At 63.1% G+C, this 26,510-nt stretch carries 23 protein-coding genes; 10 read left to right on the top strand and 13 right to left on the bottom strand.

Annotated features, from left to right (window positions below; genetic code table 11):
- Positions 1–122: 122 nt before the first annotated feature.
- Positions 123–1,517: a right-handed parallel beta-helix repeat-containing protein gene (locus tag J5J06_13365; protein MCO6438076.1), complete on the bottom strand. Its 1,395-nt coding sequence runs from the start codon at positions 1,515–1,517 to the stop codon at positions 123–125.
- A 185-nt stretch (positions 1,518–1,702) separates the two neighbouring features.
- On the opposite strand from J5J06_13365, the gene pyrF reads away from it, so the two are divergent.
- The 5 genes from pyrF (at position 1,703) to J5J06_13390 (ending at position 7,847) form a co-directional block, all read left to right on the top strand.
- Entirely contained in the window at positions 1,703–2,674 is a 972-nt protein-coding gene (pyrF, locus tag J5J06_13370) for an orotidine-5'-phosphate decarboxylase (GenBank protein MCO6438077.1), read from the top strand.
- 108 nt (positions 2,675–2,782) lie between these two features.
- Positions 2,783–3,034, top strand: a complete 252-nt coding sequence (locus tag J5J06_13375; GenBank protein MCO6438078.1) for a hypothetical protein — start codon at positions 2,783–2,785, stop codon at positions 3,032–3,034.
- Positions 3,035–3,346: 312 nt separating this feature from the next.
- Positions 3,347–4,195: an NAD(P)-dependent oxidoreductase gene (locus tag J5J06_13380; GenBank protein MCO6438079.1), complete on the top strand. Its 849-nt coding sequence runs from the start codon at positions 3,347–3,349 to the stop codon at positions 4,193–4,195.
- Positions 4,196–4,595: 400 nt separating this feature from the next.
- Positions 4,596–5,165 carry a gamma carbonic anhydrase family protein gene (locus tag J5J06_13385; GenBank protein MCO6438080.1) on the top strand — a complete coding sequence of 190 codons (570 nt, stop codon included), beginning with the start codon at positions 4,596–4,598 and terminating at the stop codon, positions 5,163–5,165.
- 252 nt (positions 5,166–5,417) lie between these two features.
- A complete protein-coding gene (locus J5J06_13390; GenBank protein ID MCO6438081.1) occupies positions 5,418–7,847 on the top strand; it encodes a protein kinase in 2,430 nt (809 codons plus the stop codon).
- 23 nt (positions 7,848–7,870) lie between these two features.
- Here the strand turns inward: J5J06_13390 and J5J06_13395 are convergent, their stop codons facing one another.
- Positions 7,871–8,146, bottom strand: a complete 276-nt coding sequence (locus J5J06_13395; protein ID MCO6438082.1) for a hypothetical protein — start codon at positions 8,144–8,146, stop codon at positions 7,871–7,873.
- 89 nt (positions 8,147–8,235) lie between these two features.
- Between J5J06_13395 and J5J06_13400 the strand changes: the two genes are divergently transcribed.
- From J5J06_13400 to J5J06_13410, 3 genes are all read left to right on the top strand, one after another.
- On the top strand, positions 8,236–9,051 hold the full coding sequence (locus J5J06_13400) for a HAMP domain-containing histidine kinase (GenBank protein ID MCO6438083.1): 816 nt from the start codon (positions 8,236–8,238) through the stop codon (positions 9,049–9,051).
- A 127-nt stretch (positions 9,052–9,178) separates the two neighbouring features.
- Positions 9,179–9,592, top strand: a complete 414-nt coding sequence (locus J5J06_13405; protein ID MCO6438084.1) for a YbaN family protein — start codon at positions 9,179–9,181, stop codon at positions 9,590–9,592.
- 136 nt (positions 9,593–9,728) lie between these two features.
- Complete coding sequence (locus J5J06_13410) at positions 9,729–11,231, top strand: hypothetical protein (GenBank protein ID MCO6438085.1); 1,503 nt, start codon at positions 9,729–9,731, stop codon at positions 11,229–11,231.
- A gap of 60 nt (positions 11,232–11,291) precedes the next feature.
- Here J5J06_13410 and J5J06_13415 read toward each other — a convergent pair whose 3' ends face one another.
- The 8 genes from J5J06_13415 to J5J06_13450 all read right to left on the bottom strand — a co-directional run bounded on the left by J5J06_13415 (position 11,292) and on the right by J5J06_13450 (position 18,682).
- Positions 11,292–12,227 carry a cysteine synthase family protein gene (locus J5J06_13415; protein ID MCO6438086.1) on the bottom strand — a complete coding sequence of 312 codons (936 nt, stop codon included), beginning with the start codon at positions 12,225–12,227 and terminating at the stop codon, positions 11,292–11,294.
- Between the two features lie 11 nt (positions 12,228–12,238).
- A complete protein-coding gene (locus J5J06_13420) occupies positions 12,239–12,709 on the bottom strand; it encodes an ester cyclase (GenBank protein ID MCO6438087.1) in 471 nt (156 codons plus the stop codon).
- Positions 12,710–13,117: 408 nt separating this feature from the next.
- Positions 13,118–14,023 (bottom strand): PhzF family phenazine biosynthesis protein, encoded by a 906-nt coding sequence (locus J5J06_13425; protein MCO6438088.1) that lies wholly within the window; start codon positions 14,021–14,023, stop codon positions 13,118–13,120.
- 172 nt (positions 14,024–14,195) lie between these two features.
- Positions 14,196–15,146 (bottom strand): hypothetical protein, encoded by a 951-nt coding sequence (locus tag J5J06_13430; GenBank protein ID MCO6438089.1) that lies wholly within the window; start codon positions 15,144–15,146, stop codon positions 14,196–14,198.
- A gap of 347 nt (positions 15,147–15,493) precedes the next feature.
- Positions 15,494–15,730, bottom strand: coding sequence for a hypothetical protein (locus J5J06_13435; protein ID MCO6438090.1), 237 nt, complete (start codon positions 15,728–15,730; stop codon positions 15,494–15,496).
- A gap of 135 nt (positions 15,731–15,865) precedes the next feature.
- Complete coding sequence (locus J5J06_13440) at positions 15,866–16,489, bottom strand: hypothetical protein (protein MCO6438091.1); 624 nt, start codon at positions 16,487–16,489, stop codon at positions 15,866–15,868.
- A gap of 223 nt (positions 16,490–16,712) precedes the next feature.
- Positions 16,713–17,258, bottom strand: a complete 546-nt coding sequence (locus J5J06_13445) for a transcriptional regulator (GenBank protein MCO6438092.1) — start codon at positions 17,256–17,258, stop codon at positions 16,713–16,715.
- 941 nt (positions 17,259–18,199) lie between these two features.
- Complete coding sequence (locus J5J06_13450; protein MCO6438093.1) at positions 18,200–18,682, bottom strand: hypothetical protein; 483 nt, start codon at positions 18,680–18,682, stop codon at positions 18,200–18,202.
- Positions 18,683–19,157: 475 nt separating this feature from the next.
- Between J5J06_13450 and J5J06_13455 the strand changes: the two genes are divergently transcribed.
- On the top strand, positions 19,158–20,507 hold the full coding sequence (locus tag J5J06_13455; protein MCO6438094.1) for a hypothetical protein: 1,350 nt from the start codon (positions 19,158–19,160) through the stop codon (positions 20,505–20,507).
- Between the two features lie 290 nt (positions 20,508–20,797).
- Here J5J06_13455 and gyrA read toward each other — a convergent pair whose 3' ends face one another.
- Entirely contained in the window at positions 20,798–23,470 is a 2,673-nt protein-coding gene (gene gyrA / locus J5J06_13460; protein ID MCO6438095.1) for a DNA gyrase subunit A, read from the bottom strand.
- A gap of 217 nt (positions 23,471–23,687) precedes the next feature.
- Here gyrA and J5J06_13465 point away from each other — a divergent pair, with 217 nt between their 5' ends.
- Positions 23,688–24,269, top strand: a complete 582-nt coding sequence (locus tag J5J06_13465; GenBank protein MCO6438096.1) for a hypothetical protein — start codon at positions 23,688–23,690, stop codon at positions 24,267–24,269.
- Between the two features lie 279 nt (positions 24,270–24,548).
- Here the strand turns inward: J5J06_13465 and J5J06_13470 are convergent, their stop codons facing one another.
- Both J5J06_13470 and J5J06_13475 read right to left on the bottom strand, forming a co-directional pair.
- Positions 24,549–25,748, bottom strand: a complete 1,200-nt coding sequence (locus J5J06_13470; GenBank protein ID MCO6438097.1) for a hypothetical protein — start codon at positions 25,746–25,748, stop codon at positions 24,549–24,551.
- A gap of 283 nt (positions 25,749–26,031) precedes the next feature.
- The gene (locus J5J06_13475; GenBank protein MCO6438098.1) at positions 26,032–26,496 is read right to left on the bottom strand and encodes a hypothetical protein; all 465 of its coding nucleotides are present in this window, start codon (positions 26,494–26,496) and stop codon (positions 26,032–26,034) included.
- Positions 26,497–26,510: the final 14 nt, after the last annotated feature.

The raw sequence follows: 26,510 nt of genomic DNA on the forward strand, positions 1-26,510 counted from the left end.
GTTGCCGCGCGATTCTCGTCCGCTACAACAAAAAGGCGCACAACTACCTCGGCTTGATTCAACTGGCGTGCCTTCTGCTGTGGTATCGTCGATCATGGCGACTGGCTAATTTGAGATAGTTTCTAAGGCTGCATCGCACCGATCAGCGCCGACAGATCAACCAGATTTAACGCCTCATCGCTGTTGTCATCGAACAGGCAGAGGCAAGCGCGGACCAGTTCGGGACGGAAAGCCTCCGCGCCCAAGCAGATTTGCTGCCAGGCCACGTCGCGCAGATCGACGTCCTCGTCAGCGTCGAAGTCCCCGAAAAGCTGTCCGACCGATGTCTCGTACGCCCCGCGATCCACGCGGCAGCCCATCAATCGCGGCTGATTGGCCAGTTCAATGGTTCCCGGCGCAGGCGAGGATGCCGGGTCGCCCGTATTCACGCCCGGCGACGTGTCACTCAAACGAAAATCATCGTCGGCCGTGCCGTAGATTCCGTCGCTCCCGTCGGCATCCGGAAAAAGCGGGTTGTCGCCGATGGTCTCGTGTCCGGACAGGGCCGCACCGGTCCAACCTTCAACAATGCTGTAATCGATCTCGCTCACACCGGCCCCGGCGTGGTATTGGGCCGATTCGTCAACGCCGCCCGCGTCGCTGTTGCCCCACAATATCGAGTTGCGCACGATCGTGCTTGCACCGGCATTGTACACGCCGCCGGTATTCGCATCGGCCGAGTTGTGAGCGATCGTGCAGCGCTCGATGAGGGGCATGGACAGCGGCCCGAAGTTGAACATCGCCCCACCATCCGGCGCGTGATTGCCCACGATCAGGCAATTCTCAAAGAGGGGGCTACCGTTGTCGATGTAGATCGCGCCGCCCTTGGCCGGCGTCGCCGATGACGTGACCGCCCGGTTGCGGCGAATGATGCAATTCCGGATCGTGGGACTCGGGGGTGATCCGTCGCCGAAATTGAACATGAATATAGCCCCGCCGCGATCGCTGGGGTTGTTGCCGTTGGCGTTCCCGCCCTCGATGACGAACCCGTCGAGCACAGCGGAACGCGTCACCCCCGCCAACGCCCACACAACGTGGTAGCTGTTCTCGCCATCGTTGACAAAGCCCGGAAGGTCGTCGCCGTTCAAATCCCCCGACAGAATACTGGGATGGTTCACGAAGTCGCGTTGATCCGGATCGGGCAGACCGCATCCGGCGAAACCGCCGACGATCGCCACGCCATCGATCAGCTCGAACCGCTTGGTTCGATTCGCGCCTTCCCGGGGCTTGTACATCCCCGCTGCCACGCGAATCTCGGTAACCGGATCGTTCGGTGGTGTTGGGACGGTTCCAGCTTCGTCCAGCGCCGCCTGGAGATCCGCGTAGGCCGTACACCACGTCAGGCCGTCGTGAGTCGGTCCGGTTGCATCCGCATCCACGTAACGAACGGACTGGGCGGTAGCGATCCCTGTCGCGGCGCAGAACGCCACACAGGCCGCGCCCAGGCGCGCAAGCAGAGATCGCTTTGTGGATCGCATGAATCCCCCCTGAGTGCCCCCCGGAAACCACTCGTCTCATTATAGCCGGCCGGGCGGCGCCGGGAGAACGCGGTGGGGTGATAATCATCCGCCTCTCGGGATTTGCGGACTGCGCCGCTCTACCGCCCCGGCTCCGCCGCCGTACAATCGCCCCCGTATCCGCATCAGAATCCGCAGGAGCCCCCATGGTGAACCACTTTGCCGATCGACTGCTGGCCGCCATCGACCGCTGCGACACGCCCGCTTGTGTCGGATTCGATCCCGTGCTCGACCGCCTGCCCGCAGCAATCCGGCCTGATTCAACGGAGACGGAGCACGCGGCGCATGTCCTCCACCAACCGGAATTCCGTCGCCGCGCCGCCGAAGCCGTCACCGCGTTCGGACGATTGGTAATCGAAGCCGTCGCCGGTATCGTCCCGGCCATCAAGATCAACGTCGCCTTCTTCGAGCCTTTTCGCGAGCACGGTATTTCGGCGTACCACGAGCTTATCCGCGAGGCGCACGCCCGCGACCTGATCGTCATCGGCGATGTCAAACGCGCCGACATCGGGCACACCTCGCAACAGTACGCCCTCGCTCACCTCGGCGATGCGCCCTCGGGGTCGCCCGAAGACGATTTGCCCGATGCCATCACCATCAACCCCTATTTCGGCCTGGACGGGGTCGGCCCGTTCATCGAGGGCGCCGAACAAACCGGTCGTGGGGTGTTTGTGCTCGTGCAGACCAGCAATCCGTCAGCGGTTGAAGTGCAGGGGCTGGCAACATCGGAGGGCGGCCTCGTCGGGCACCGCGTGGGCGATCTCGTCGAGCGGTGGGCGAGCTCGGCCGGGCGTGTCGGATTGCGGGGATACAGTCTCGTCGGCGCGGTCGTCTCCCCGCGCGATTTGGAATCGACCACCGCACTCCGCGAGCGGATGCCGCACTGCATCTTCCTGGTCCCCGGATTCGGGGCACAAGGACGGTCGCTCGAGGAGGTCGCCCACTGCTTCCGCGACGACGGCACCGGCGCAATAGTCACGGCCTCGCGCAGCGTGATCTATGCGTTTCCCGACGACGGACGGGAAGGCGATTCCGGGCTGCAGAAAGCCATCCGCAGCGCCGCGGAGGAATTCGCCGGGCAACTCCGTTCGCTCAAATCTGCGATCCGCAGGCTCTAGCTTGCGCCACCTACTAACCAGTGGCTCACGTCGCTGTCTCACCAGACGTGCTTCTCCCGGCGTGGTGGGAAGCCGCCTGAGAACTTCCCGCTTCATCGGAGAATCGCCATGCGCCGCACATCTGCACTCGCCTTGCTCGCCATTTTCGTATTGTTTTGCAACGGCTGTGTCGCCGTCGTAGGCAACAAGGGCCAACTCAAGACCTGCCCCACAACCTCGGCCGTAGCCCTCAACGGCCAGATCTACCTCGTGGATCATTGCACGCGCCGCGTGAAGCGTATCGATCCCGTCGTGATCAGTAATGCCGAAACGGTGACGCAGATCGAAGTGACCGAAGCCGAAGAAGGCGACGAGGACTAGCGTCCCCGCAACGACACGTTGCGAGACAGAGAAATGGTCGCTTTGGTGCGGCCTGTATTCACTCCGGCGCATACCGGAGTTCAGAGGGGTGCGTCCGGCCCAGGTCATGGATTCCGGCAATCGCCGGAATGACACGTCCGGTTGCCCCGTGCCATTCAATATTCCGGGGTCGAGCGACCATCCAGTTGCGGCGGATTGCCATCTCGAGGACGCGCTCGACACACCTCCCCCGCACCGTTAGCTTCTCCTCAGCGCTATTCAGGAGATGCCACCGTGAGCAAGGAATCCGTCGGTGTTGTCGGGACAGGCATCATGGGCGCGCCCATGGCCGCCAATCTGCTTCGCGCGGGCTACGAAGTCCACGTGCACAACCGAACGAAGAGCAAGGCCGCGTCGCTGATGGATCAGGGGGCGCGCTGGCACGACTCCCCTTCGGATCTGGCGAGGTCGGTTCGCGTGATCCTCTCCTGCGTGAGCGACTCGCCCGACGTGGAGGCTGTCTATCTCGGCGAAGACGGCGTCATGCAGGGCATCCGCAAGGGAACGCTCTGCGTCGATGCTTCGACGATATCCCCCGAGACCGCCCGGACGGTGGCTGCGCGCGTCCACGACGCCGGCAGCGCTTTCGTAGACGCACCCGTCTCCGGCGGCAAAACCGGCGCCGAGACCGGCAAGCTTGTCTTCATGGTCGGCGGCGCGGCGGAAGATGTGGAACGCGCTCGCCCGATTTTCGAGACCCTGGGAAAGACCTACGTTCACTGCGGGCCCGTGGGCAACGGCCAGCTCACCAAGCTCTGCAACCAGATTCTCTGCGGGCTCAACCTGCTCGGAGTCTGCGAGGCGGTGGTCTTCGCCCGAAAGGTGGGACTTGATCCCGAGGTCATGCTGCGGGCGGTGTCGGGGGGGGCGGCCGGATCGTGGGCACTGGAAAACCTCGGCCCGCGCATGCTTCGCCGCGATTTCGCCCCCATGTTCATGATCGACCTGCAGCAGAAGGATCTGCGTATTGCGCTCCGTTCCGCGGTTGACTGCGATATGCCGTTGATCGGTACGGCCCTGGTATCCCAGCTTCTCACCGCCAACCAGGCTGCCAACCAGGGTCGCGATGGTACCCAGGCTCTCGTCCGCATCATCGAACAGATTGCCAATTTAGCCACGTAGCTGTTCGACCATGAAAAATGAACACCCGGCGATGGCTCCCTTACCGGAGCATTTCGCCGGGCGTTACCTTCCCCTCCCGAGGGTTTTCGTCAGCATCCGCTTTCGCGGGTCATCTGGTGCAAATGGACCGAGGACGCCATCCTGCTCTGCCGATTTTCGCTGAATCGACTCGGCGACCCAACTTCTCCCTGGTGGGTTCGCGAAAGTGCAACAGCCACATGCAAACCTCCCAGACTTGCGAGAGCGATGTTATCTTTTTTCGCCAGACATGGCAAGGTCGCAAGACGTGAGGCGCCGGGGGGGACCTCCATTCCGCCCAGAAGAATGACAACATCTTTTCTGACAGCAGGTTAGAATCTCCTGCGTGCGAATCCAGATGGGTGAATTACAATATTCCGCCATGAGTACCGAAGGTCAGGTCATCCCCCGTGTCGGCGAACAGGTTTTCATTGCATCCACCGCGTACGTCGGCGGTGACGTGACCATCGGCGACCAGTCGACGGTCATGCACCACGTCACCATTCGCGGGGATATCGCCCCGATTCGCATCGGCCGCCGCGTGAACGTCCAGGACGGGACCGTCGTGCACACGCGCCACGGCGTCGCGCTGGACATCGCCGACGATGTGGGCATTGGCCACCGGGCCGTGGTCCACTGTCGGCGGGTGGGACGGCGGTCCCTGATCGGCATCGGCGCCATCGTTCTGGACAACTGTGAGATCGGGGAACGGTGTCTGATTGCCGCAGGGGCGCTGCTTCCGCCGGGAACCAGGGTCCCCGACGGAAGTGTCTTGATGGGAATTCCGGGCAAGGTGGTTCGAACGGTCACGGAAGACGACCTCGCCACCATCGATCACGTCATCAACAGCTACCAGGAATTGGGAAGGCGCCACGCCGCAGGCCTTTTTCCCAATATTCTGAGCCAGAACACGGGCCGGTTGTCTGCTTCTGAACATCGCGGCGCAGATTGAAGAGCGGGTTATAAACAGGCGCCCGAATTCGAATTGTAACTCGGGAATAATCGATCCATGCTGTACAATCCGATGGTAGGCCCCTTGGAAGGCATGGGGGCGAGGCGCCGGCGCCGAGAGGCGAATTGTTCCGATTGACGCAAACCGCGGCTCGGCGGGATCGTCTAAGAGATTGGGGAGAACACGCGGCCGGCGTTCGGTCCGCAAGTAAAGGAAGCGCGGGCGGTTTCGAGCCGCGCTTGCAGAGGAAACGTGGGGAAGGCTGCTGACAATACGCGGTCGCAGACCGATCTGGCCATGACGCCCTCCGGCGCGAGCGGCGGGGCCGTTCCGCGCCATCTTCTCCGCATCGGTGGCATGGAAGTACGGCGGGTCATCGGGCGCGGCGGGATGGGTACCGTCTATGAGGCCTGGAATCCGTCCAGCTCGCAGATCGCTGCCGTGAAGGTTCTTGCCGATCATGTGAGCGCGTCGCCCCAGGCGGTCACCCGCTTTCAGCGCGAAGCGCAGGCGGCATCACAGCTTCATCACCCGAATATCACGCAGATCTTCGCCCAAGGTGAGGATGAAGGCATCCACTACTACGCGATGGAGCTGGTCGACGGCACGAGCCTCCACCAGATCATCACCGCGGCGCGATCCCGCAAAGAGCACCTGTCCGACCCGGCCGAGACCGTGTTGCTCCCACGAAAATCCCCCGATGGGAAAAGCACGCCTTCGTCACCGGACAAGTCCGGCGCAGTCGTCGAGCCTTCAACATCGGCAGCGACGGTCGCCGCGATCGAGCACGCCATTCGTCTGACCGCGGGCGAGTGCTCCAACTTCGAGCGCAGCGCTTTTATCGCCGGGCACCTCGCCGCCGTCGCCGACGCGTTGCAGCATGCCCACGATGCCGGCGTAATCCATCGGGACATCAAGCCCCACAACCTGCTGATGGGCAGCGACGGGCGGATCCGCGTCACGGATTTTGGTCTTGCCCGGCTCATGGCCGAGCCGGGGGTCACCGTGACCGGCGAGATGATCGGATCGCCGCTGTACATGTCCGCGGAGCAGGTTTCGGGAGGTCCGGCCAACGTCGATCACCGCACCGACGTCTACTCGCTCGGGGCGACAATGTACGAATGGCTGACCCTGCGCCCGCCATTCCCCGGAGAATCGCGCGAACAGGTCATCACCCGCCTGCTGCAGGGTGACGCCCCGTCGCTGCGACAAACCGAACCGTCCATTCCGACCGATCTGGAAACGATCTGCCTCAAGGCACTGGAGCGCGATCGACGCTTCCGCTACGCCAGCGCCGCCGAATTCCGCGATGACCTTCGCCGTTTTCTGGACGGCAAGCGGATCAAGGCGCGCCGCGCCGGAATCCGTGCCCGCTTGCGGCGCTCGATGCGCCGCCACCAGCTCCGCTGGATCGCGGGAAGTGCCGCAGTATTGACCATGATCCTGCTGGGCGGACTCTGGCGAACGGGGCGGCAGGCGCAGAAGCAGTCGGAATTGGCGGAACAAGCCACGGCCAAGGCCAGCGCCGTCGCCGAGGACGCCGACCAGTTGCTGCGTTCCGTCCGCCAGGTCTTTCGCGAGCAGCTTCCCCTGGAAATCAGTGGTCCGGTGCGCATCCTCGAAGCCGGTTTGCCGGTGGTGAAGGGTCTCGTGGAGACGGAAGAGGGTACGACGGAGGATGCCGCTCCGGCCGTGGCAGAGGGCGCCGAACCCGCCAACGTAGATACGCCGGCGGGTATCGCTCGGACCATGGTGGATGATCTTTACGGAGCGGTGGCCGAAAAAGCGCCGGCTGACGGAGACGACCTGGCCAAGGTCATGCGCATGGCCGAAGACCTGCGTCGCGACGAACCCGCCAAGGCCCTCAGCCAGGTCGAGACGTATCTCCAGATCCGCCCCCATGATCCCCGCGCCCTGCGTCTCCGCGCGGCGCTCAACCTGCAACGGGGGCGGCTCGCCGAAGCCGAGGCGGATATCGAGCGCTTGATGAGCGGCGAGTCGGCGTTGCCCGACGCCGCCGAGGCGCACTTGTGGCGCGGCCTGGTACGCTTCCTGACCAACGACATCGACGCGGCAGCGAGTGATTTTGAGCAGGCCCCCACATCGCCCGCGCTCTCGCACTGGACCGTCGTGGCCAAGTCACTGGTTCAATTGCAGGAAGCGAAACTCGACGAGGCGATCACGGTGCTCGGCGACGTCCTCCGGGAGCACCCGGACTTCGTCCCCGCCCTGCTGGCCCGAGCGACGGCTCTTTCCGGAAAGAAGGACTTCACGGCGGCCGTCGCCGATCTTTCCCGCGTTATCGAACTGGAGCCGGACAACGCCGACGCGTACGCGGCGCGCGGTGACTTCTACAGCAACGTTCCGGACTACGCGGCCGCAGCAGCCGACTACCAGCACGCCATCGCCCTTGGCGGACCCTCCACGGCCATGAACCTTCGCTGGCTCATGGCCCGGATGGCGATCAACCGTGAGCCCGAGCCCGGCGATCGATCGTCGCAAGCACCCGCCGACGCGGGGCAGCCCGACGTCCCTGCGGAGATCTGGTCCGACCACATGCAGGAGTGGTTTTCGCAGCGCGTCTGGCCGCCGGCATCGGGCGCCGCATCGCCGCCGTCAGGTGTAGCTCCGCAGCCGATGGCTCCGCGACCACCGACGTCCGAGACCGTCCCGCCTTCCTGACGATTCCCTCAAAATGCTGGTGATTACGAAAAATCCCGCGACTCGCGAAGTGCGTCCACGCGATCGCGAATGGCCGGTGGAAGGAAATGCGCGTCCACATCCGGAAGTTCGGCGAGCGCCTGAATGCAACGGTCGGTCCGGGTGAGCAGGTCGGCATCCAGATCAACGAAGACGACGCTGCGGCCGCGGAGCTTGCACAACCCACCGCCCGAGCCCCCGAGGTGTTCCTCGCGGACATCTACGCCGACGCTTTCCAAAACGGCCAGAATCGCGTCAAACTGGGAAGCAGCATCCGCCATTCAAGGGTTCCGTGAAGCAGACAACGGACAACAGTCGATATCGCCAAGACTTGCGATACTACAGGCGCGTTTCATCGGAGCGACCCGTCTTGCGACGACCACCGAATCCATCGAATCATTTGACCCCCTCCGACTCGGGATCCGCGGCGACCGTTGACGTCGAAACCCACATCGCCCGGCTCGAGGAGCAGCTTGGCGTCCTCAAAGCACAGGTGCGACAGGCCCAGCAGCTTGCCGGACTCGGCACCGCCGCGGCGATGATCGCCCACGAGGTCTCGAACCTGCTCTCCCCGGTCATCGCCTACGCCCAGTATACCATCGCCAACTTCGATGAGGACCTCGCCCGGAAGGCACTTGAACGAACATTGAGCAACGGCCGTATTCTCATGCGCATGATGGAGCGCTTTCACGAAGTCGGTTCGGCCAAGGTCGGAAAGGCGGAGACGTTCAGCGTGCGCGACGTGGCCGATCGCGCCGTGGAGAGTCTCTGTCGTCCGCCGTCGAAGGACGGGATCACGCTGAGCATCGAGGTCGATCCGTCGCTGACGGCCTGGGCCGACCCCCTGCAGATCCAGCAGGTGCTTTTCAACCTCCTGCACAATGCCCGGCGGGCCATGAATGGCACGCACAACGGGCGGATCACGATTTCGGCCCAGCCGGAAGGGAACGTGATCGCGATTGCGGTCCGCGACACGGGGCCGGGCATCGATCCCGAGATACTCCCCCACCTCTTCGACATGTTCGCCTCGACCAAGAGTTCGAAATCCGGCAGCGAGGCGCGCTGCACGGGGCTCGGCCTGGCCCTTTGCAGGGACCTGATCGAGGAGAACGGCGGAACGATCGAGGTCGAAAGCGGCGCTCGGCGCGGAGCGACGTTTACCCTGCGCCTGCCTGCTCCAGCCTGATTCGCCGACTACACACACCGCGGTCTGTTCACTACAATACAGCACATCGGACCGGAACTCTGCGCAAATCACCGGCGGGGGTCCGCTCGTGGGGTTTGATCGGATGGACAATTCGCCGGAAGTTTCCATGCGACGCTGGGTCTACGCATCTTTGGGCATCCTCATGGTCGCGCTGGGCGCGGCCGGCATCGTGCTGCCCGTGCTCCCGACGACGCCCTTCCTGCTCCTGGCCGCCTACCTCTTCGCCCGCAGCAGCGACCGGCTGCACGACTGGTTGCTCCGCCATCGCCACCTCGGCCCGTACATCCACGCCTGGCGAAACCGGACCGGACTCACCCCCGCGCAGAAGCTCCGCATCGGCGCCTCATTTACCGTGCTCATGGCCATCAGCATCGCCGTATGCCCGGTGAACTGGGGGCGACTCGCCCTCGTCGGCGTGTGGGGATTCTGGACCTTCCTGCTCTGGCGCATCAAAGCGGCGGAGCAGTCCAGCGTTCGACAAGTTGGACTCTGCGAAGCTTCATCAGAACCGATGCGTTGAAGTTTGACACGCCGGCTGAAAGCCCCGCTGCGCCTGCAATACGCCTGAAGTGTGTACAAAATCAAATCTTCTTTGAGCGAGAACGACGATGAAGTAAAATAACGGGCGGCACGTCCCTCCAGCGAAAGGCCGCATCATGGCTACGCAACCAGCCGGAGTCATCCGCCCTGCAACGCGGCGCTTCTTGTCCGCATTGCTCGTGGCATTCGCCGCCCTTGGCCTGTCGTCACTACTCGCACAAACCTGTCTCGCGGAACCGAAGGGCCCGCCGAACGATGATTGTGAGAACGCCATTCCAATCGGCGACTGCGTCGACGCGTTTGGTCAAATCGGCATGTGCTTGGGGGACGTCGAATTCATCTGCATCGCGTCTCCGGACACCTGCCCGCCATCGATCGGTCCCTGTATCCCAAACCCGGTGGGTGGGGCCGATTGCGGGACCTTCACGGTGGATAATCGCCTCGCCAATCGCGATGGCCCGTTGGTAGTCGGCGGGAGCGATCCTACAGCTTGCTCGCCCTACGCCCCCACTTCGCTCCAGGCTGACGTATGGTACGAATTCACTCCGCCAGCCGGCGGGTTCGTGGACATCAGCAATTGCGAGTCCAATCGCTATTTCGACTCAATGGTGGAGGTCTACGATACTTGTGATTGCAGCCAGATCTCACCCGCCCGGCGTGTGGCCTGCTCCGATGACGGTTGTGAATTCTACTTTGACGATAAGTACGTGGTGGGCGCGACTCGGCTGACCTTCTGGACTGCTGTTAGTCAATGCTACAAGATCCGCATCGGCGGCTTTGCCCCAAGTTCAGACACGCTCTCCGGGGATACGACCAAACCTTCTTATGGTGTTACGGATTTCAATATTCGATTCTTGTTGACTGCCGATTGCTTCGTGGGGCCGCCCGAACCGGTCACGACGTATCCACACGCCGCGCAGAAACAGCGTTACCTTTCGTGGAATCCAGCCCCTTACTCAATCAACGACCAAATGGCGTTGCGTGTCGTTCACCCCGCCAGCGGGCGGGCGTACTATGTCAGCACGCCGAGGACCACGCCTGCTTCGATTCAGGGGCAGGGAATTGCGTATCTCGTCTCCGACCCCGATCCGATCCCCTACGACTGGGGATCGCTCTCGCAGGTCCACGTCACGGGATGCATGATCTCCCCGGGCGACCAACTGAATACAGGGCAAGACGGGCATCTCTTTCAGGTACACGCCATGTGCGGGATTTTCTCGCAAGGATACATTGAGATCCGGACCGCCCCCGCGCCGACCAACGGCCGGTGGTGGGCGGATGTTGTCGGATCGTTCACCGCCGCGGGAGACGCCAACACCACACCTCCGACGCCGCCCGGGGCCTGGCGCCCACCGGATCGCTTCGTCTCCGGCTTCGACATCGCCGCTTCGTTGCAGGCGGTAGCGCATGCGGCCACCGCACCGCACGTTACCTGGACCGACATCAGCCCAGAGACGCCTGATCTCACGACCAACGGCGCGGACGTGCTCCGCATTGTGAACGCGTTTGCGATCGGGTCCGGCAAGGAGTATTACCCGTTTCGCGTGCCTTTGGCCCCCGGCGACCAGGGCCAGATGGTCTGCCCGCCCCCTCCGATGATGTCCGAACTGCCACCTTGAGAGAGTAGCCTGCCGGGAGATCGACCAAGGGCGCGCCGGTCTGGGGAGACTTTCGAGCGTTCATCCGGTGCGGTATACGTCCGTACTCACATACTTCAGCCCGGAATCACACATCAACGTGACGACCTGCGCCTCGGGTCCCAGTTGCATTCCAATCTGAATCGCGGCGAGCACGTTCGCGCCGGATGACGTGCCCGCGAAGAGACCCTCCTCACGGGCCAGTCGCCGGGTCATTCCCTTCGCATCGCCCGTTGAGATGGCAACGACTTCATCAATGAGGTTTGGTTCCCACAGCGGCGGTGTGTAGCCGATGCCCACGCCTTCGATCTTGTGCGGACCGGCAACCCCCCCGGAAAGCACGGCCGACTCCGCCGGCTCCACCGCGACCACACGGACCTTCGTTTTGTGCTTCTTGAGCACCGTCGCCACGCCGCGGGAGGACGCCCCGGTGCCCACGCTGTGCACGAAGGCGCTCACCTTGCCGCCGGTCTGTTCCCAGATTTCCTCGGCCAGGGGGAAGTAGCCGGCCACGCTGTCGAGATTGTTGAGCTGATCGGTCCAGTAGGTGTTGGGCTCACGGCTGATGTCCCGCGCCGCCTCGATCATGTTCAGGATCAACTGCTTGGTGGTCTTGCCGCCCTCGCTGGGGACGAGCGTCAGGGCCGCGCCCAGCGACGCCATGTGGTCCAGCTTCTCCCGGCTGAAGGCGTCCGACGTGACAATACGAAGGCGATACCCCTTGGCCACGCAGACAAGTGCCAGCGACGTGCCCGTGCTCCCGCCGGTGTATTCGACGATGGTGTCGCCGGGCCTCAGCCGCCCATCCTCCTCGGCCCGGGTAATCATGGCCTGCGCCGAGCGGTCCTTCATGCTCCCCGTGGGGTTCTCCCATTCGAGCTTGACGAAGATCCTCGCGCAGCCGGGCGGAACGACTTTGCAGAGTTCAACCAGCGATGTCTTGCCGATAGCGGAGAGGATGTTGTGGGGAGCGGACACTCAAGCACCATCTAGTCCGTGTCATCAGTTTGACCCTGGAACCCGGAGACTTGGACGATTTCCCAATCTTCCGCGATTTTGCCCCCCTTAATGCGGCTGATGCAGATACCTTCCGCGGTCAAGATCTTACCGGTCGGCTCAATGCCCCGAAATACACCAGTGTGGCGGCCGCTGCTCGTGAATTGCGTAACCACCCAATCGCCTTCAGCAACCTGCCGCTCGACGACAGCGTGCCGGTCGCTTGACGCGGCGAGGATCGAAGCCGCGACCGCGCGTGCAGCGTCCAGCCCTTCCATGTCGACGCCCCCGGGTCCGTGATGGACGTAGTCGGCTGCATACGTTTCGGCGATCGCATCGAGATTGCGCCGATTGATGATCTCATCAAACCATCGGCGCGCGAGTGCCTTATTGATCTCGAGCCTGTTCAGCTCGCACCGAGCTCCGTGATTCGGTAGGGTCCTGCAACCTACAAGTAGTGCCAAGCAAGATGCGCCGAGGAGAGTCCTGTGCATGGCCGTCCTTTCAGCGGTAAGTCGGAGGATGCGGTTTGTGCCGGTTTCGGAGCCTCCAGCCTTTCTCCATGGCAGCGATTCTAGGGTGCTCGCCGTGCGGCGGCAATCGCAGAAGCGCGGCGCGCTCGCAGCATGAAGCGAGCAAGCCGTCGTTCGTCATGCCCACGCCGTGTGACCGCGCGGGCCTGCTCCTCGGCTTGCCCATTGATATGACAATGCGGCGGCTGCCGCAAAGGGGCCGCCGCCGCGCATCGGTTTCCCGCTCTTCGTCGCTAATTCGCTTCGTGGCCTCCTCACGCTGCCCATTGACTGTTCCCTCTCCTCCCGACGGCGGCTGCGTCGCTTCGCGAATTCTACCAACTTCGCCGGCCCGGAAAATCAGACCTCGATGTGCCCCTCGCAGACCATCACGCACGGCCCCGCAACATGCGTGGAGCGCACCCGGCCAGATTCCTTCACGGCGCGTGCAATGAGCATGCTGGGGCGGCCCATTTCAACGCCTTGCGCCAGCCGCCATTGGAACGTGCCGCTACTGTCTGCATGGCAGTGCGCCATGAGCCCGGCCACGGCACAGGTCGCGCTACCCGTCGCAGGATCCTCCGGCACGCCGCCCGTCGGGGCGAACATCCGGGCGCGAATGTCCACGCCGTCGTCCGCGTGCGCATAGATGTACATGAAAGGTCGAACGTCGTGCCGGGCGACCGCATTCAACCCGCCCATGTTGATGCGTGCCCGCTCCAACGCCGCTCGATGACGAAGCTCGGTCACCACGAACGGCAGCCCGACCGACGCCACCTGGGGCGGATGCGGCGCCGTCACGATGTCCTTTTCGTCCAGCGACAGCGCCGCCGCAACATCCGCAACGGGCACCACTGCCCCCAGCGATAGCGGCTGCGGCGCGGTGACTTCGCAGTATGTGACTCTGCCCTCTTCCACGGTAATCGCGACGGAAACGAGCCCGGCCTTTTCCTCGAAGATCACCGTTTGCTCGCGCGCAAGTGGGCCGAGTTCACCGATGCTGGCGAGCACGAAGGCCGTGCCCACGTTTGGGTGACCCGCGAACGGCACTTCGCTCGCCGGCGTGAAGATGCGGACGCGCCGCGTGTGGCCTTCCTTCGCCGGAAAAACGAACGTGCTCTCGGAGTAATTGAACTCCCGGGCGATCTGCTGCATCTGCGCGTCGCTCAACCCGTCGGCGTGCGGAACCACGGCCAGTTGATTCCCGCCAAACCGCGTGTTCGTGAAGACGTCACAGGTGTAGAATTGATAATTGGGCACGTTCATCCTCCGTCTGCCGATCTTCGCAGGGTGCCATGCTCACGCGGCGCCTCGCCGCGTGGGCATGCTTGCATCTCGTGAGCCAGACCGCTGACTGAGGGTGACACCCTGTCCTTTTATAGTCCTTGGTCTTCGTCTCCACCCGGCGCCTGCGCGATCACCCGTTATTGTCGAATCTCTACTTCCGCTGGAAGCGCTCGATGTCCTTCGCGCACTTCTCTGCGAAATCCAAGGAGACCGCAGATTCGCGAAGCTTGGCAAGCAGAGACTTCGCTTCCAGCAGCGCGGACTGCGAGTGGCCGGCTTCCTGCCCAGGCATTAGCTTTTCTCGCGCAAGCAGATCATGGACGTACGTGTAGGCCGCAACGGCCTCATGCAGCGACTGAATGCCGTCCTCAAAAGCGGGAACAAAATAGCGACGCTCAAGCGCGTCCCTGTCCACGAAATACTGTGCAATCCCCTTCTCAGGATCGGGGAGCACGTCGGCCACCTTCCTCAGTCCCAATGATACCGAGAGCATGTCTCGATACGCAGATTCCGGGAACCGCGCCATTAACGCTTCGATATAGGCCCCAGCATCTCGATCCTTCGAGCTTCGCAAACCCAGCAGAATTTCTGTCACGCACGATGGAGCATTGCGGATCGCGCGGACGACCTCGAAGTCGTTCGACGAAACGTCATCGACCACCACCTGGAATTCGTAGTACGGTTCCAAACCGACCGTGTGCACCCCCTTTCCAGGGAAAGTGCAGTCATTCTCTTTGAAGTTCCAGAACAACTGGGCGACCGCCCGAAAGGTGGTTCGATTACTTGGTGGCGGAGGCTGGGGCTTGAAGCTTGGGTCCTCGATGAGCCCGAGAACTTCATTTGCCTCCAAATTGGCCAATTCGTTCAGATAGCTCTCACCGTCAATCGTTGTGTGTGCAGCAAGGCGGTTCAGCGCATCCTGTATTGTCGCCCGGGAGGAATCTCCTCGAACCGAGACCCTAAGCGGCACGAAAATCGGTGCGCAAGGCAAGGCGCGTATCGGAGTCGACGACTCCCCTTCCACAGACTCGATGATGACCGCCGCGGTCGGCGGTGAACAGGCGAGCACGGCAAGCAATACGCTTACGGAAATGGAAAGCATAGCACATCCCCGAAAAAGGGTACCGGAGCGGGTACGCGCAAATCACCGCCCGTCCTCGATTCCGCAGACGATGGATCGCCGAGTTGGCCTGCTGTTTCCAACGCCCGCGATACCGTCTTCATTCTACACATTTTCGATCTCGGGGATTCGCCCGTTCCATCCTTAACCCACCCCCCAAATACGACAACGCGGCGACAGCCGCTATCCGGCCGCCGCCGCGCATTCTTCTCTCTTCCCTCTTCCCCTTCGTGGCTCCGTGGCTACGTCGCTTCGTGGCTTCCTACTATTGCCTACTGCCCATTGCCTATTGCCTATCTTCCCTCTTCGTGGCTTCTCCCTGTTCTTCGTCAATGCTGATCTGTCAGCGAGGTCGCGTTGATGACCCGCTCGATTTCGTCGGCCGTCATGCCCCGTTCGACCATCCGTTGCTTCATCGCGTTTTCCGATGTGACTCTCGTGATTCTGTACCAGGCCACGGCGACAATCCCGGTGATCGGGATCAGGCAGCCCAGGACGACGCTCAACGTCGCTGTGTTCCATTCGATTTCCGCCAGCATGAACAGGTGCCCCTCCCTTTCCAGCATCGCCCTCTTGAACCGATATCTCCCATTTGACCGGTTCTCGCGAATCGCTCGCCGGCCCACCGAACAGCCTGCTTGCGCCCGTGGCCTCTCTTCCCTCCGTGGCTTCGTGGCTTCTTTCAGCCTCGTGCCTTCTTCCTATTGCCCGTTGGCCACGGCGTCTTCGCTCACCACCGCCGGCACGTCCTCTCGCATGGCGCGAACGTCGGTGATCTCCACGGCCGGGTGGAAGCGCTCGTCCTTGGCGGGGATACCGATGCCCCGCCATGACCGCACCACAACGTGCCGGGTCGCACCGGGCTGGAGCGGTCCGCGCCATTCGTCTTCGATGGTCAGCGGTGTGGCCACGACCTCCGTCCACTCCGCACGGGCAACACCGGCGTCGTCCAGCGCCGCCACGCGGACGCCGAGCAGGGTCACTTCGCGGTCGCCATTGTTGCGAATCTTCAGGGCGGGGTAAACCCGCCCGGTCTGCGTGTCGCCCAGCAGGGTCGCCTCGACCTCGATGTTCTTCGCATAACCCGTGGCCCGCTCGTCGTGAAGCAGCTTGCTGAGCACGTCGTGGCCGTCGTCGACGATGTCCGGCAGGTTCTGAATCGTGTCGGAAACGACCTGCACGACCTGGAACGATGCGGAGTCCACGATCTTCAGTCCGTAGAGTGCCAATACGGTGACACTGGCGACCAGGCTGATACCGAGCCCGAAGAGCCCGATGAAGAACGCGGTCAACGGCGACATTCGATGGCGAATCTGCTGGTTCATGGCCTCAACTCCGCTCGCGGAAAAAACGATCCTGTCGCCCGGGGGCAACCGCCCCGCGGGACTCGGGTCCGCCGGATCACGGCCAGCGGGACCGCAACGGCCCATTACGGCACTCTATTCGATTCGCGAAGAGGAATATTGTGAAATCGGCCGCGGCGACGAGAACACGCATTTCGGAATGCCGCGGATGTCGCCCCGGCCGCGTGCAGCCCTACTTTCCCGACTAAGTCAGTGGCACTTCAAGCTGCTTGAGCAATTGTCGGATCCTGCCCGGCCCGAGTGTCGTCATCAGGTGGAACAGCTTGTTGATCACCTCGCAGAACTCCAGGATCTCGGACAAGCGCTGCTTGAGCCCCTCATGGGCATCGGCGTCTGCGCCGCCATTGCCCGCATGGGCTTCGCTCAGCATGGCCATGCAGCGTTCGATCGTCTCCACGATGGGCAGGACTTCCCGGCGGCGGCGCTCGCGGACGATCGTCTCGAACATCTGCCAGACGTCTTTTTGAGCCTGGAAATACTCCTTTCGGTCGCCGCGACGATGAACGCGGTCGATCAAGCCCCAATTGACCAGCTCGCGGAGATTCATGCTGGCGCTGCCCCGCGAGATGGAGAGCTGCTCCATGACGTCGTCCGTGCAGAGCGGCTCGGGAGCGAGATAAAGGAGGGCGTGAAGCTCGGCCATGGTACGGCTGATGCCCCAGCTTGCCCCCATTTCCCCCCAACGGCGAATGAAGAGGTTGGCCGCGGCGCGAATCGGGTCCGGCTGCACGTGCTTTCCTTTCAAATATTTCAGAAAATTCTGATTCAGCTGGAAGGATAACCACTTCTGGAGGCGATGAACAGCGGGGTGAAAAGAAGGCGAGCGTCGTTCCGGATTCACTCGCGCGACGGTCCGCTGTGCAAACCGGCCCGTCTTCCCCAAGGCCGAGTCAACCTTCGCCCGCCATCCCCGGCGCGGGGTGCAGTTGGTTCCCTCGCCGGTGCGAACCCCAGTTGTAGGGCCCGAAGAATCCCACTGTCTCGGAACGACGCTCACCAAGCCGCCGGTACGAGGTCGGCCGTGTCCCCCTGGCCGACTCCGCAACGCGGCATGACCTCCGTCGCCGGGTTCCCGCACCGCCGCGCGGCGCGGTCCCGACGACGTGATTGAGCCTGATGCAGTCCGGGAGGGCGGACCGCACGGGCGCTTCTGAGCATTCTGGTGGCAAGGACGGTCGCCGAGCCGATCCTCGCGAAACATCGCGGAGCAATCGGGCTCTTGCGAAGCGGAACAATGTCCGCGCCGCTACCGTGCGGGAATGGCCGGGTGTCGTGGTGAGGCAGGAGTGTTAGGAGCGAGTACGATGGCGACCGATTCGATGAATGAAGGACGAATGATAATCGTCGAATGAATCAGATATATCGAGCGCTCACCCAACCTGCCGGTCTAACGACGCAACGGTATTGTCCTATAGCAATCCCATTTGTACGCCGTGAGCCCTGTCCGGTCAAGAAAATCCGGGGAAATCGTGGCAAGGTCCGGTAACTGGGAGGGAAGAAGGCACGAAGGCACATAGGCGCGAAGGCACGGAGCAGGAAGGGGAAAGAGAGGCAATAGGCAGTAGGCAACAGGCAATTGGAAAAAGGCGCTGAGGCGCGGATGGGAAGCAATGGCATCAGGATCAGGGGGACGGAAGAGTCGCACAGGGGCAGACGAACTGCACATGAAGATCATTGCTTGCGGGCGGGGATGGTGCGCTGCGCGGTGCTGGATTCGTTGGCGGATTGAAGGCGCTCCAACGCACCCTTGACCAGTCGGCCGGTCGGCGGGGTACCGTCCGCCGCAAGGGAATCGGTCGCCTTGTTGCCTGTCGGAAAGGATGACGGTCGGCCGGCGCGAGCGAGGAGTAGCTCACGGAAGAGCAGAATGGCCGAGTTAAGCTGATCGAAAACGGTGTTGATGGACTCGACGAGGAGATACTGCCGGGCGGCGTTTTCCTGCGGAGCGGGTTCGGTCACGTTGGGAATTCCGCCGAAATTGACGTGCTGCGCTACGCCCTGGTTGACACGGATGCCCGGTGCCCGGCCTCGGACAGCGCCACCGGAGGCGTTGTCCAATGCGGAGCCGCCGTTGTCGATCAGCACCTGTCCGAAGGCGGGCAGGCTCATGGTGGCAAAGAGGATCGCGGCCAGCAGTTTGCCGAATCGGTTCATCGGAGAGGTCTCCGGGATCAACGAACCCAAGGCCCGCGGATCAGAAGAGGTGCATCGAGATGCACCCCTCAGGAGCATGCCCACGAGGCGTGGGCATGGCACCCCGCTCGGGCAAAAGCCACGCGGCTCAGAACAAACGTTCGCGCCCTTTTCGCTCCCATCCCCCGCGCAGGCTAAAGCCTGCGGCTCGCAAGGAGGTGCATCGAGATGCACCCTACCCAGGAAGAGGTGCGTCGGGGACGCACCCTACCGGGTTGGTCCGCACACCGCACCCTACGTCCTATCGTCATACCCGCGGAGTTTGCCGCAGGTCGCAGTCCATTATGGCGGCCGGAACGGGGGAAACAAGGGTGACGGGGAAACCATGGAAAGCGATGAACGCGGGATTCGGGGTGCGAAAGCGAGGCGCGCCTCGCCTAGGGCTCCATATTGTTCGCACTTCTGAGCGGGGGGAAAGTGGTAGAATAATCGTGAAATGACGCTGATCGCAGGGATTCTGGTTGCCTTGCTGGCGGTCCTGCTGGTTATCGGTCTGAGGGGGCGGATGGTCGATGACGATCCGCGCTGCTCGCGCTGCCGGTACAACCTAACGTCGTTGACGGGCGAGCGGTGTCCGGAATGCGGGACGGCGATCGGGGTGAAGACGGTGCGGTTCCGGCGTCGCGCGCGGAATCGGCCGGCGCTGATCTCGGCGGCGGTGGTTGCGAGCATGCTCGTTCTGGGCGGCGGGGCGCTCTCGGGGGCGCGGGCACTGAAGCTCAACTGGTACCCTTACTGCCCGCTGGACTGGGTGCTGTATGCGGCGCGGGAGAGTCGCGCGGCCGGGGAGGAGCTGAGCCGGCGCGTGCGCTTCGAGATGCTCTCGCCGGAGGAGTTGGACAAGGTCGTGCGGACGGCGATGGCGCGCCAGACGGAGACGTATCCGCAAGAGGTGCCGGAGGTGTGGGCGAACGTGCTGGGGATGTTGGAAGTCGCTGGGCGATTGTCGGAGGAAGATCGCGAGGCGTTCCTGGGATCGCTGGTGTGGGCCGAGGTGAAGGTGAGGGAGCGGGTGCGGGTGTGGGAACCGCTCGTCCTCGAACTTCACAGCCGAAGCCGCAGCTCACGATCGGTGCAGTATCAGCCACGTGTCGAGATCGCGAATCTGAAGGGTGGACGGGGCGTTTGGTCGATTGCTCCGCCATTCGCGAGCAGGTTTCTTGGATTAACGTTTAAATTGCCATGGGATAATTCTGCCAAATACGAGGCAACGACATTTCGGAAAGGAAAGCACGTCGTACGGGGGGATTTGAGAATTCGACTGACCGATCCAACACGAATGAAGCGAATCGCCGATCCTGACAGCGGAATGTCATGGAGGCTTGATGACGGATCTGCGGACGTATATCAGAAGTCAGTGCCGTTCGAGTTGCCCTATGAGGTATTCCCATCTGATGCTCCGGACCCGGTTCGTCGGATTGACCAGCCCGAATTGACGCGGCGAATCCGGCGAGACATCAAAGCCGAGTTCAGAAAATCAGAGGGTCCCAAGCCCAACCTGGTTTCCCGCATTTGTTTTGATTTGACGCAGAAAAGACCGAGTGAGATTGACCTTGGATTTGACGTATTTCTACAGATCGATGCGGAGCTGATTCCGGCCGGCGAGGTTCTGTGGCCTAAAGGACGGGTCAACGGGATTTTCCTGGCAAGCAAATTTTTTGCGCCGCGGAAGGTCAATCGCTTTGACGTGATACTTCGTTCGAGCCGGGACGTGGCGATACATACGGTTGATTGCTACGACATCTGGGACGGGGAAATCGTGATTCGCGATGTGCCGGTGCGGTGATGGTGGAGGCGCACGCAGTCGAACATGATTGAACACGGATGGCGTGGTGGGGTGATGAACGTCGAATAGTTCAGGCATGCGAACCGCGTGTCTGGCGACACGCGAACCGCAATGCCCTACGTTCAAGAGCAGGTCCACGAAGCGGGGACATGGCGCGCGAACTCATGAGGCGTGCGGGCAACACGCCTGCCGCAGGCAATCGAAAACGAACGTCCGCGCGGGCAGAAGCCTGCGGCTCAGAAGAGGTGCGTCGGGGGAAGCACCGTACGAGATGGTCCGCGCGGCGGACCCTACGTCTGATCTTCCGGAGCGTCGCCGTTGGACGATTCCGAGTCGGCTTCCGGATCTTCGACGGAAGTTTCACCTTCGGCAACATCGCGGACTGCGTCGACGCTGGCTGACTCCGAGTCGCCAGCGTCACCCTCGCCGACCACTTTTTTCACTTCTTCCGACTCCAGGGCGATCTTGGCCACGGCGACGACGGAGTCTCCTTCATCGAGGCGGATGAGGCGGACGCCCTGGGTGGCGCGGCCGATCTCGCGGAGCTGCGACAGGTCGGTGCGGAGCATCATGCCCTTGGCGGTGATGAACATGAGTTCGTCGGTGTCGCAGACGGCCTCGATGGCGACGACTCGGCCGTTGCGTTCCGTGGCGCGGATGTTGATGACGCCTTTGCCGCCGCGCTTGGTCTTGCGGTACTCGTCGATGTTGGTGCGCTTGCCGTAGCCGTTCTCGCAGACCGTAAGCAACGATCCGCCGGGGTCGATGGCCACGAGAGAGACGATGGAGTCGTCGGCCTCGAGGGTCATGCCCTTGACACCGTGAGCGCCGCGGCCCATGGCGCGAACGTTGGACTCGTCGAAGTGGACGGCCATACCGTTGCGCGTGCCGAGGACGATGTGGTTGCTTCCCGAGGTGCGTTCGACATTGATGAGTTCGTCGTCGGCGTCGAGGGAGATGGCGATGATGCCGCTGCTGCGCGGGCGGCTGTAGGCGCTCATGGGGGTCTTTTTCACCGTGCCGCGAGCGGTGGCGAAGAAGACGAAATCCTCCTCGAACTGCTTGACGGCGAGGACAGCGCGGTGGGTTTCGCCGGGCTGCATCTGGAGGAGATTGGCGATGGACCGGCCGCGCGAGGTGCGACTCAGCGCGGGCAGGTCGTATACGCGGGCCCAGTAGACCCGGCCGCGGTTGGTGAAGAAGAGCAGGTAGTCGTGCGTGGAGACGACGAAGAGATGGGCGAGGAAGTCGCCTTCTTTCGCCGCTCCGCCGCGGATGCCCTTTCCGCCTCGGCCTTGCTTGCGATAGGAGTCGATGTCGGTGCGCTTGATGTAGCCCTCGTGGGAAATGGTGACGATGGTCTGCTCGTCGGGGATGAGCTCCTCCATGCGGAACTCGCCGACGCCTTCGGTGATTTCCGTGCGGCGCTTGCGGGAGAATTTCTCGCGGACTTCGTGGAGGTCCTCGCGAATGATGTCGAGGACGAGGCGCTCATCGCGGAGGATGGCCTCGTAGCCTTCGATCTCCTCGACCAGCTTGGCGTACTCGCCGCCGAGCTTTTCGAGCTCCAGGCCGGTGAGGCGCTGAAGCTGCATGGCCAGGATGGCGTTGGCCTGGACGGCGGTAAGGTGGTGCTCGCCGGTACCGAACCGACGCACGAACGATTCCGGCAGCAGGCGCTGGAGCGTGGCGTGCTCGATGAGGCGCAGCGGGCGGTCCATGAGGTTCTGGCGGGCGGTGGGCGGATCGGCCGAACGCTTGATGATTTCGATGATCTCGTCGATGTCGCCGACGGCGAGGATTAGGCCTTCGAGGATGTGGGCGCGCTGCTTGGCCTTGCGAAGGAGGAACTGGGTGCGGCGGCGGACGACCTCTTTGCGATGGTCGACGTAGAGGCCGAGCATCTGCTTGATGGGCAGGGTGCGCGGCTGGCGCCCGACGAGGGCGATGTTCATGATGTGGAAGCCGGACTGGAGCGGCGTGTACTGGTAAAGCTGGTTGATGATGACGTCTTCGTTGGCGTCGCGCTTGATCTCGACTTCGATGCGGACGTCGTGCTTGCGGTCGGAGGCGTCGTTGACGGCGGAGACATCGCGAATGTGCCCGGCCTTGACGCCGAGGGCGATCTTCTCGGTGACGGTGCTGCGGAGAACGCCGTAAGGAATTTCGTCGATGACGATGGTCTTTTTGCCGGTGCGGCTTTCCTCGACGTGGCATCGGCCGCGGAGGACGATGCTGCCACGTCCGGTGGTGTAAGCATCGACAATGCCGCGGCGGCCGCAGATCTGCCCGCCGGTGGGGAAGTCCGGACCGGGGAGGAACTTCAAGATGTCGGCAACGGTAATGCCGGGGTTGTCCAGGTAGGCAAGGAGCGCGTCGCAAACCTCCGCGGGGTTGTGCGGGGGGATGTTGGTGGCCATACCGACGGCGATGCCCGTGGCGCCGTTGACCAGCAGGTTGGGGAACTTGCCGGGGAGGACGGTGGGCTCGGTGCGGGAGTTGTCGTAGTTGGGTTCGAAGTCGACGGTCTCGTACTGGAGATCGTCGAGCATGAGCGTGGCGGCCGAGGTCATGCGGGCTTCGGTGTATCGCATGGCCGCGGGCGGGTCGCCATCGACGGAGCCGAAGTTGCCTTGGCCGTCGACGAGGGGTTCGCGCATGTTCCAGGGCTGGGCGAGTCGGGCAAGGGTGGGATAGATGACGCCTTCGCCGTGGGGGTGGTAGTTACCGCTGGTATCGCCGCAGATCTTGGCGCATTTTCGGGTCTGGGCGCGGGGGCCGAGGTTGAGGTCGTTCATGGCGACGAGGATGCGGCGCTGGGACGGCTTGAGCCCGTCGCGCACATCGGGCAGGGCCCGGGACATGATGACGCTCATCGAGTAGGTCAGGTAGGAGTCCTGCATCTCCTCGATGAGGGGATGATTGCGTATGCGTTCGGCGGGTTGCTCGGACACCTCGGACATTCAATGACTCCGGGAGAATCGCGGCCCGGCGGAGCGCGTCGGCGCGGTCTCGCGTCGGGGCAGCGTATGGCGAACTGAACACCCGTATTGTACGCGCCAGGGTCGAAATCACAATTGAGAAACCCACCTGCCGGGCGGCTACCGGCGGAGTTGGTCCGGGCTATAATCGGTCATCGGGACGGGTTCGTGTTGACCGCGAGGCACAGGGGAGCAGGGTATGGCATCCAACGCACGGGACGCGCACGCAGCGCTCTGGCTGATCGGGAAGGACATGCCCGGGCTGCTGAACCGGGGGGCACGGTTCGTGGCCGATCACAGCGGGAACATCGACAAGATCATCGCGGACAAGTTCGGGGAGAAGTGCGTCATTTTCATGAGCCTGACGGGCAGCGCCGAGAGCATCGCATCGATGGATGCGGACAAGGGATCGCTCAAGCAGCAAACGGGTCTGGGCGTGGTCTATGAGATCATGAAGGAGCCGACCGTCCCGCCGGGGTACAAGGACGACCTCTATGGGTTCGACATCGTTTGCGACGACGCGGTGGGATTGATCGCGGAGGTGACCCGCCTGCTCGGGGAATTCGACGTGCTGGTCGTGGGTCACACCGGCGAACGGCGCATATTGCCCGGTCCCAAGCCGGTGGCGCAGTCCGGGCAGAAATACGTGGTCATGCTGCCCGAGGAATTCGACCATGTTACCTTCACGCGCGAACTGTGCGACATGGTCCGCCGCTTCAACGGCAACCTGGCCACGCCGCTGAAGCGCGTTCCGGGACTGCTCTGGTGGTGGGAGTGGTAGGGAATGGTGAATGGTGAATTCGGAATTCAGAAAGCGGAATGACGCATCGCCGCGCTATTCATTCGATTGATCAAGTCTCTCAGATTGACGCAAGAATCCATCTTGGCCCTGACGGGCGGCCCACCGCTTGAGCGATGGAGGAGCGATTTCGATTCGCGATGGAATCGCGCCCCCATCACTAATGAGATGGGCCACCCTTGGATGACCGCGCAGGCTGATCCTTGACGCTTCGCGTAAAGGAGAGCAGCCTGCGGCTCGCTGCGTAGAAAGGGAAGGGCGCTAGGCCGTGGCGCGTCGCCTTTCGGATTCGGTTGCCGGGGACCGACGCGCCCAGTTCGACATTCGCTCCAGCTCCGCACCCCAGTCCTCGCCCAGGCGAGTCTCAAGAAATGCACCCCACAATCCGTCCAGGGTCGATGCCGCTTCGCGCATGGAAAGGAAGCGGTGCTCGAGCAGCGCCCAGCCGTCGTCGACATCCTCGGCCGGCGGGATGACGAGTCCGCTCACGGAGCCCGCTTCGTCGAGGGTGAGCGACCACGCCTGGGAGCCTGACTCGGCCAACAAGCCGAGCTTCGAGGGAAGCTTGCCGATACGCAGGGCCGCTCGCACCTCGGGGGACTCGGCCGGTGCGTCGCAGCGGATACTCATGCTCCCGCTCAACTGGAACACGCAGGACATGGCCATGAGTCGATGTACGGCGATGGAGACGCCGCCGCGTCCGACGACCTCGAAAAGCCCCTCGCCCGCGTCGCCGCGAAACATGAGCCAGGCAAGGAACTCGCGGCCCAGGAACGACCGGTCCGCTCCGGGGAAGGTGAGCGACGTTCGCGCATCCGCGTCGGAAGGCGGTTCGACCAGCATTGCGGGAAGTGCGTCATCGAGCCACCGGGTACGACCCGTTCTCTCGCTCCAGCGCGTCGTCAGCTCCCCCGTGGACGCGGGAACAAGTGTGATGTCGAACGTATCCGCGAAGAGCTGCGTGAGGATCTCACCGGGCGTCTTCCCCAGATTTCCGAAATAGGCCACACCGTTCTCGAGATCGATCAGGAGCGGATAGGCGCTAATGCGTCGAAAGGCGCCCTGTCGGGCTTCCTCCTGGGCGCGGCGCTCGGCCGTCTCCTTCGCCAGGCGTCGCTCGGCGCGCCCGAGCGTTGCACCCTCCTCCGCGTCAACGAGCAAGGCGCGTTCCTCCATCTTGCGATACCCCGCGACTACGGCCGGTGGCGGCGACAGGCGATCGACGCGCAGCCCGAGGAAAACGAACGGTCCGCAGGTGATGCGATGCGAGGAGGAAAAGTCCACGTCGAAGACATGCTCGGGAACGATCCACCCCGACTCAACGAGCTGCTTCGGGTCGTATCCTCGGCGGCCGTGGGCGTTCGCGGCGACGGCTGCCAGCCCGTCTTCGGTGAGCCGTTCGGGATGTCGGCCGGAAAGGAAGAACCGCCGAAAGGTCATCGACCCGGATGCGAAACCCATTGGTCAGCTACTCCGTAATGCTTGCTGCCGGGGAACATGGTGCCAACATGATGACACTTCTCGCCAGATGCTGCGGGGACGCTAATCGGACGTGGTTTCGCGGTCAATCGGCCAGGGACGCCGCGTGTCTGTGAACTTCGTGTGAATTGTGATGCAAGTTTCGATCGGTGCGGAGTTATCATTCGGGATGGCCGATTCGCGGAATTGTCGCGCGGCGCGCGAGGAAGCGGGCGGATCGTCTCCGCCCGCTCCACATCGCATCCGTGTTCAAGTGCGGCGCCTACTACGACTCCAGCGCCCCGTTGATGCGTTCCAGGCTTCGAGCGAGATGGCTGGCGATGATCGTCTTGGCCCGCTCGGTTGCGCGCTCGATCACGCCGATGAGATCCGCAACTTCCTCTTCCAGACTCGAGAGCAGGTCCGTGCATTTCGTGGCGATTTCGTCGATGCGCTCCGTTCCGCGACCGGACAGGTCCGTCACGGCTTCCGTGCAGGCCGCGGCCGCCGCCGCGGCTTCGTCGGTTTGCCCGTCATGAATCAGTTGCTTGATTTGCACCACGCAGCGGTTCGTCACCATGCGCATATTCCGGGACGTACGCTCCGTGGCGTGGCCCATGCGGTGGAGGCACCGGGCGGTGAGGACGCGCGGCCGGGGTTGGCGCTCGTCGTCCGCCGCCCGCTCCTGTGCCCACGCTCCGGTCGACATCACGGTTACCAGCGCCCCCACCGTCAGCAGTCGTCGCAACATTGCTCGCTCTCCTT

This window comes from Phycisphaerae bacterium, from assembly GCA_024102815.1.
GTDB lineage: Bacteria > Planctomycetota > Phycisphaerae > UBA1845 > UBA1845 > JAGFJJ01.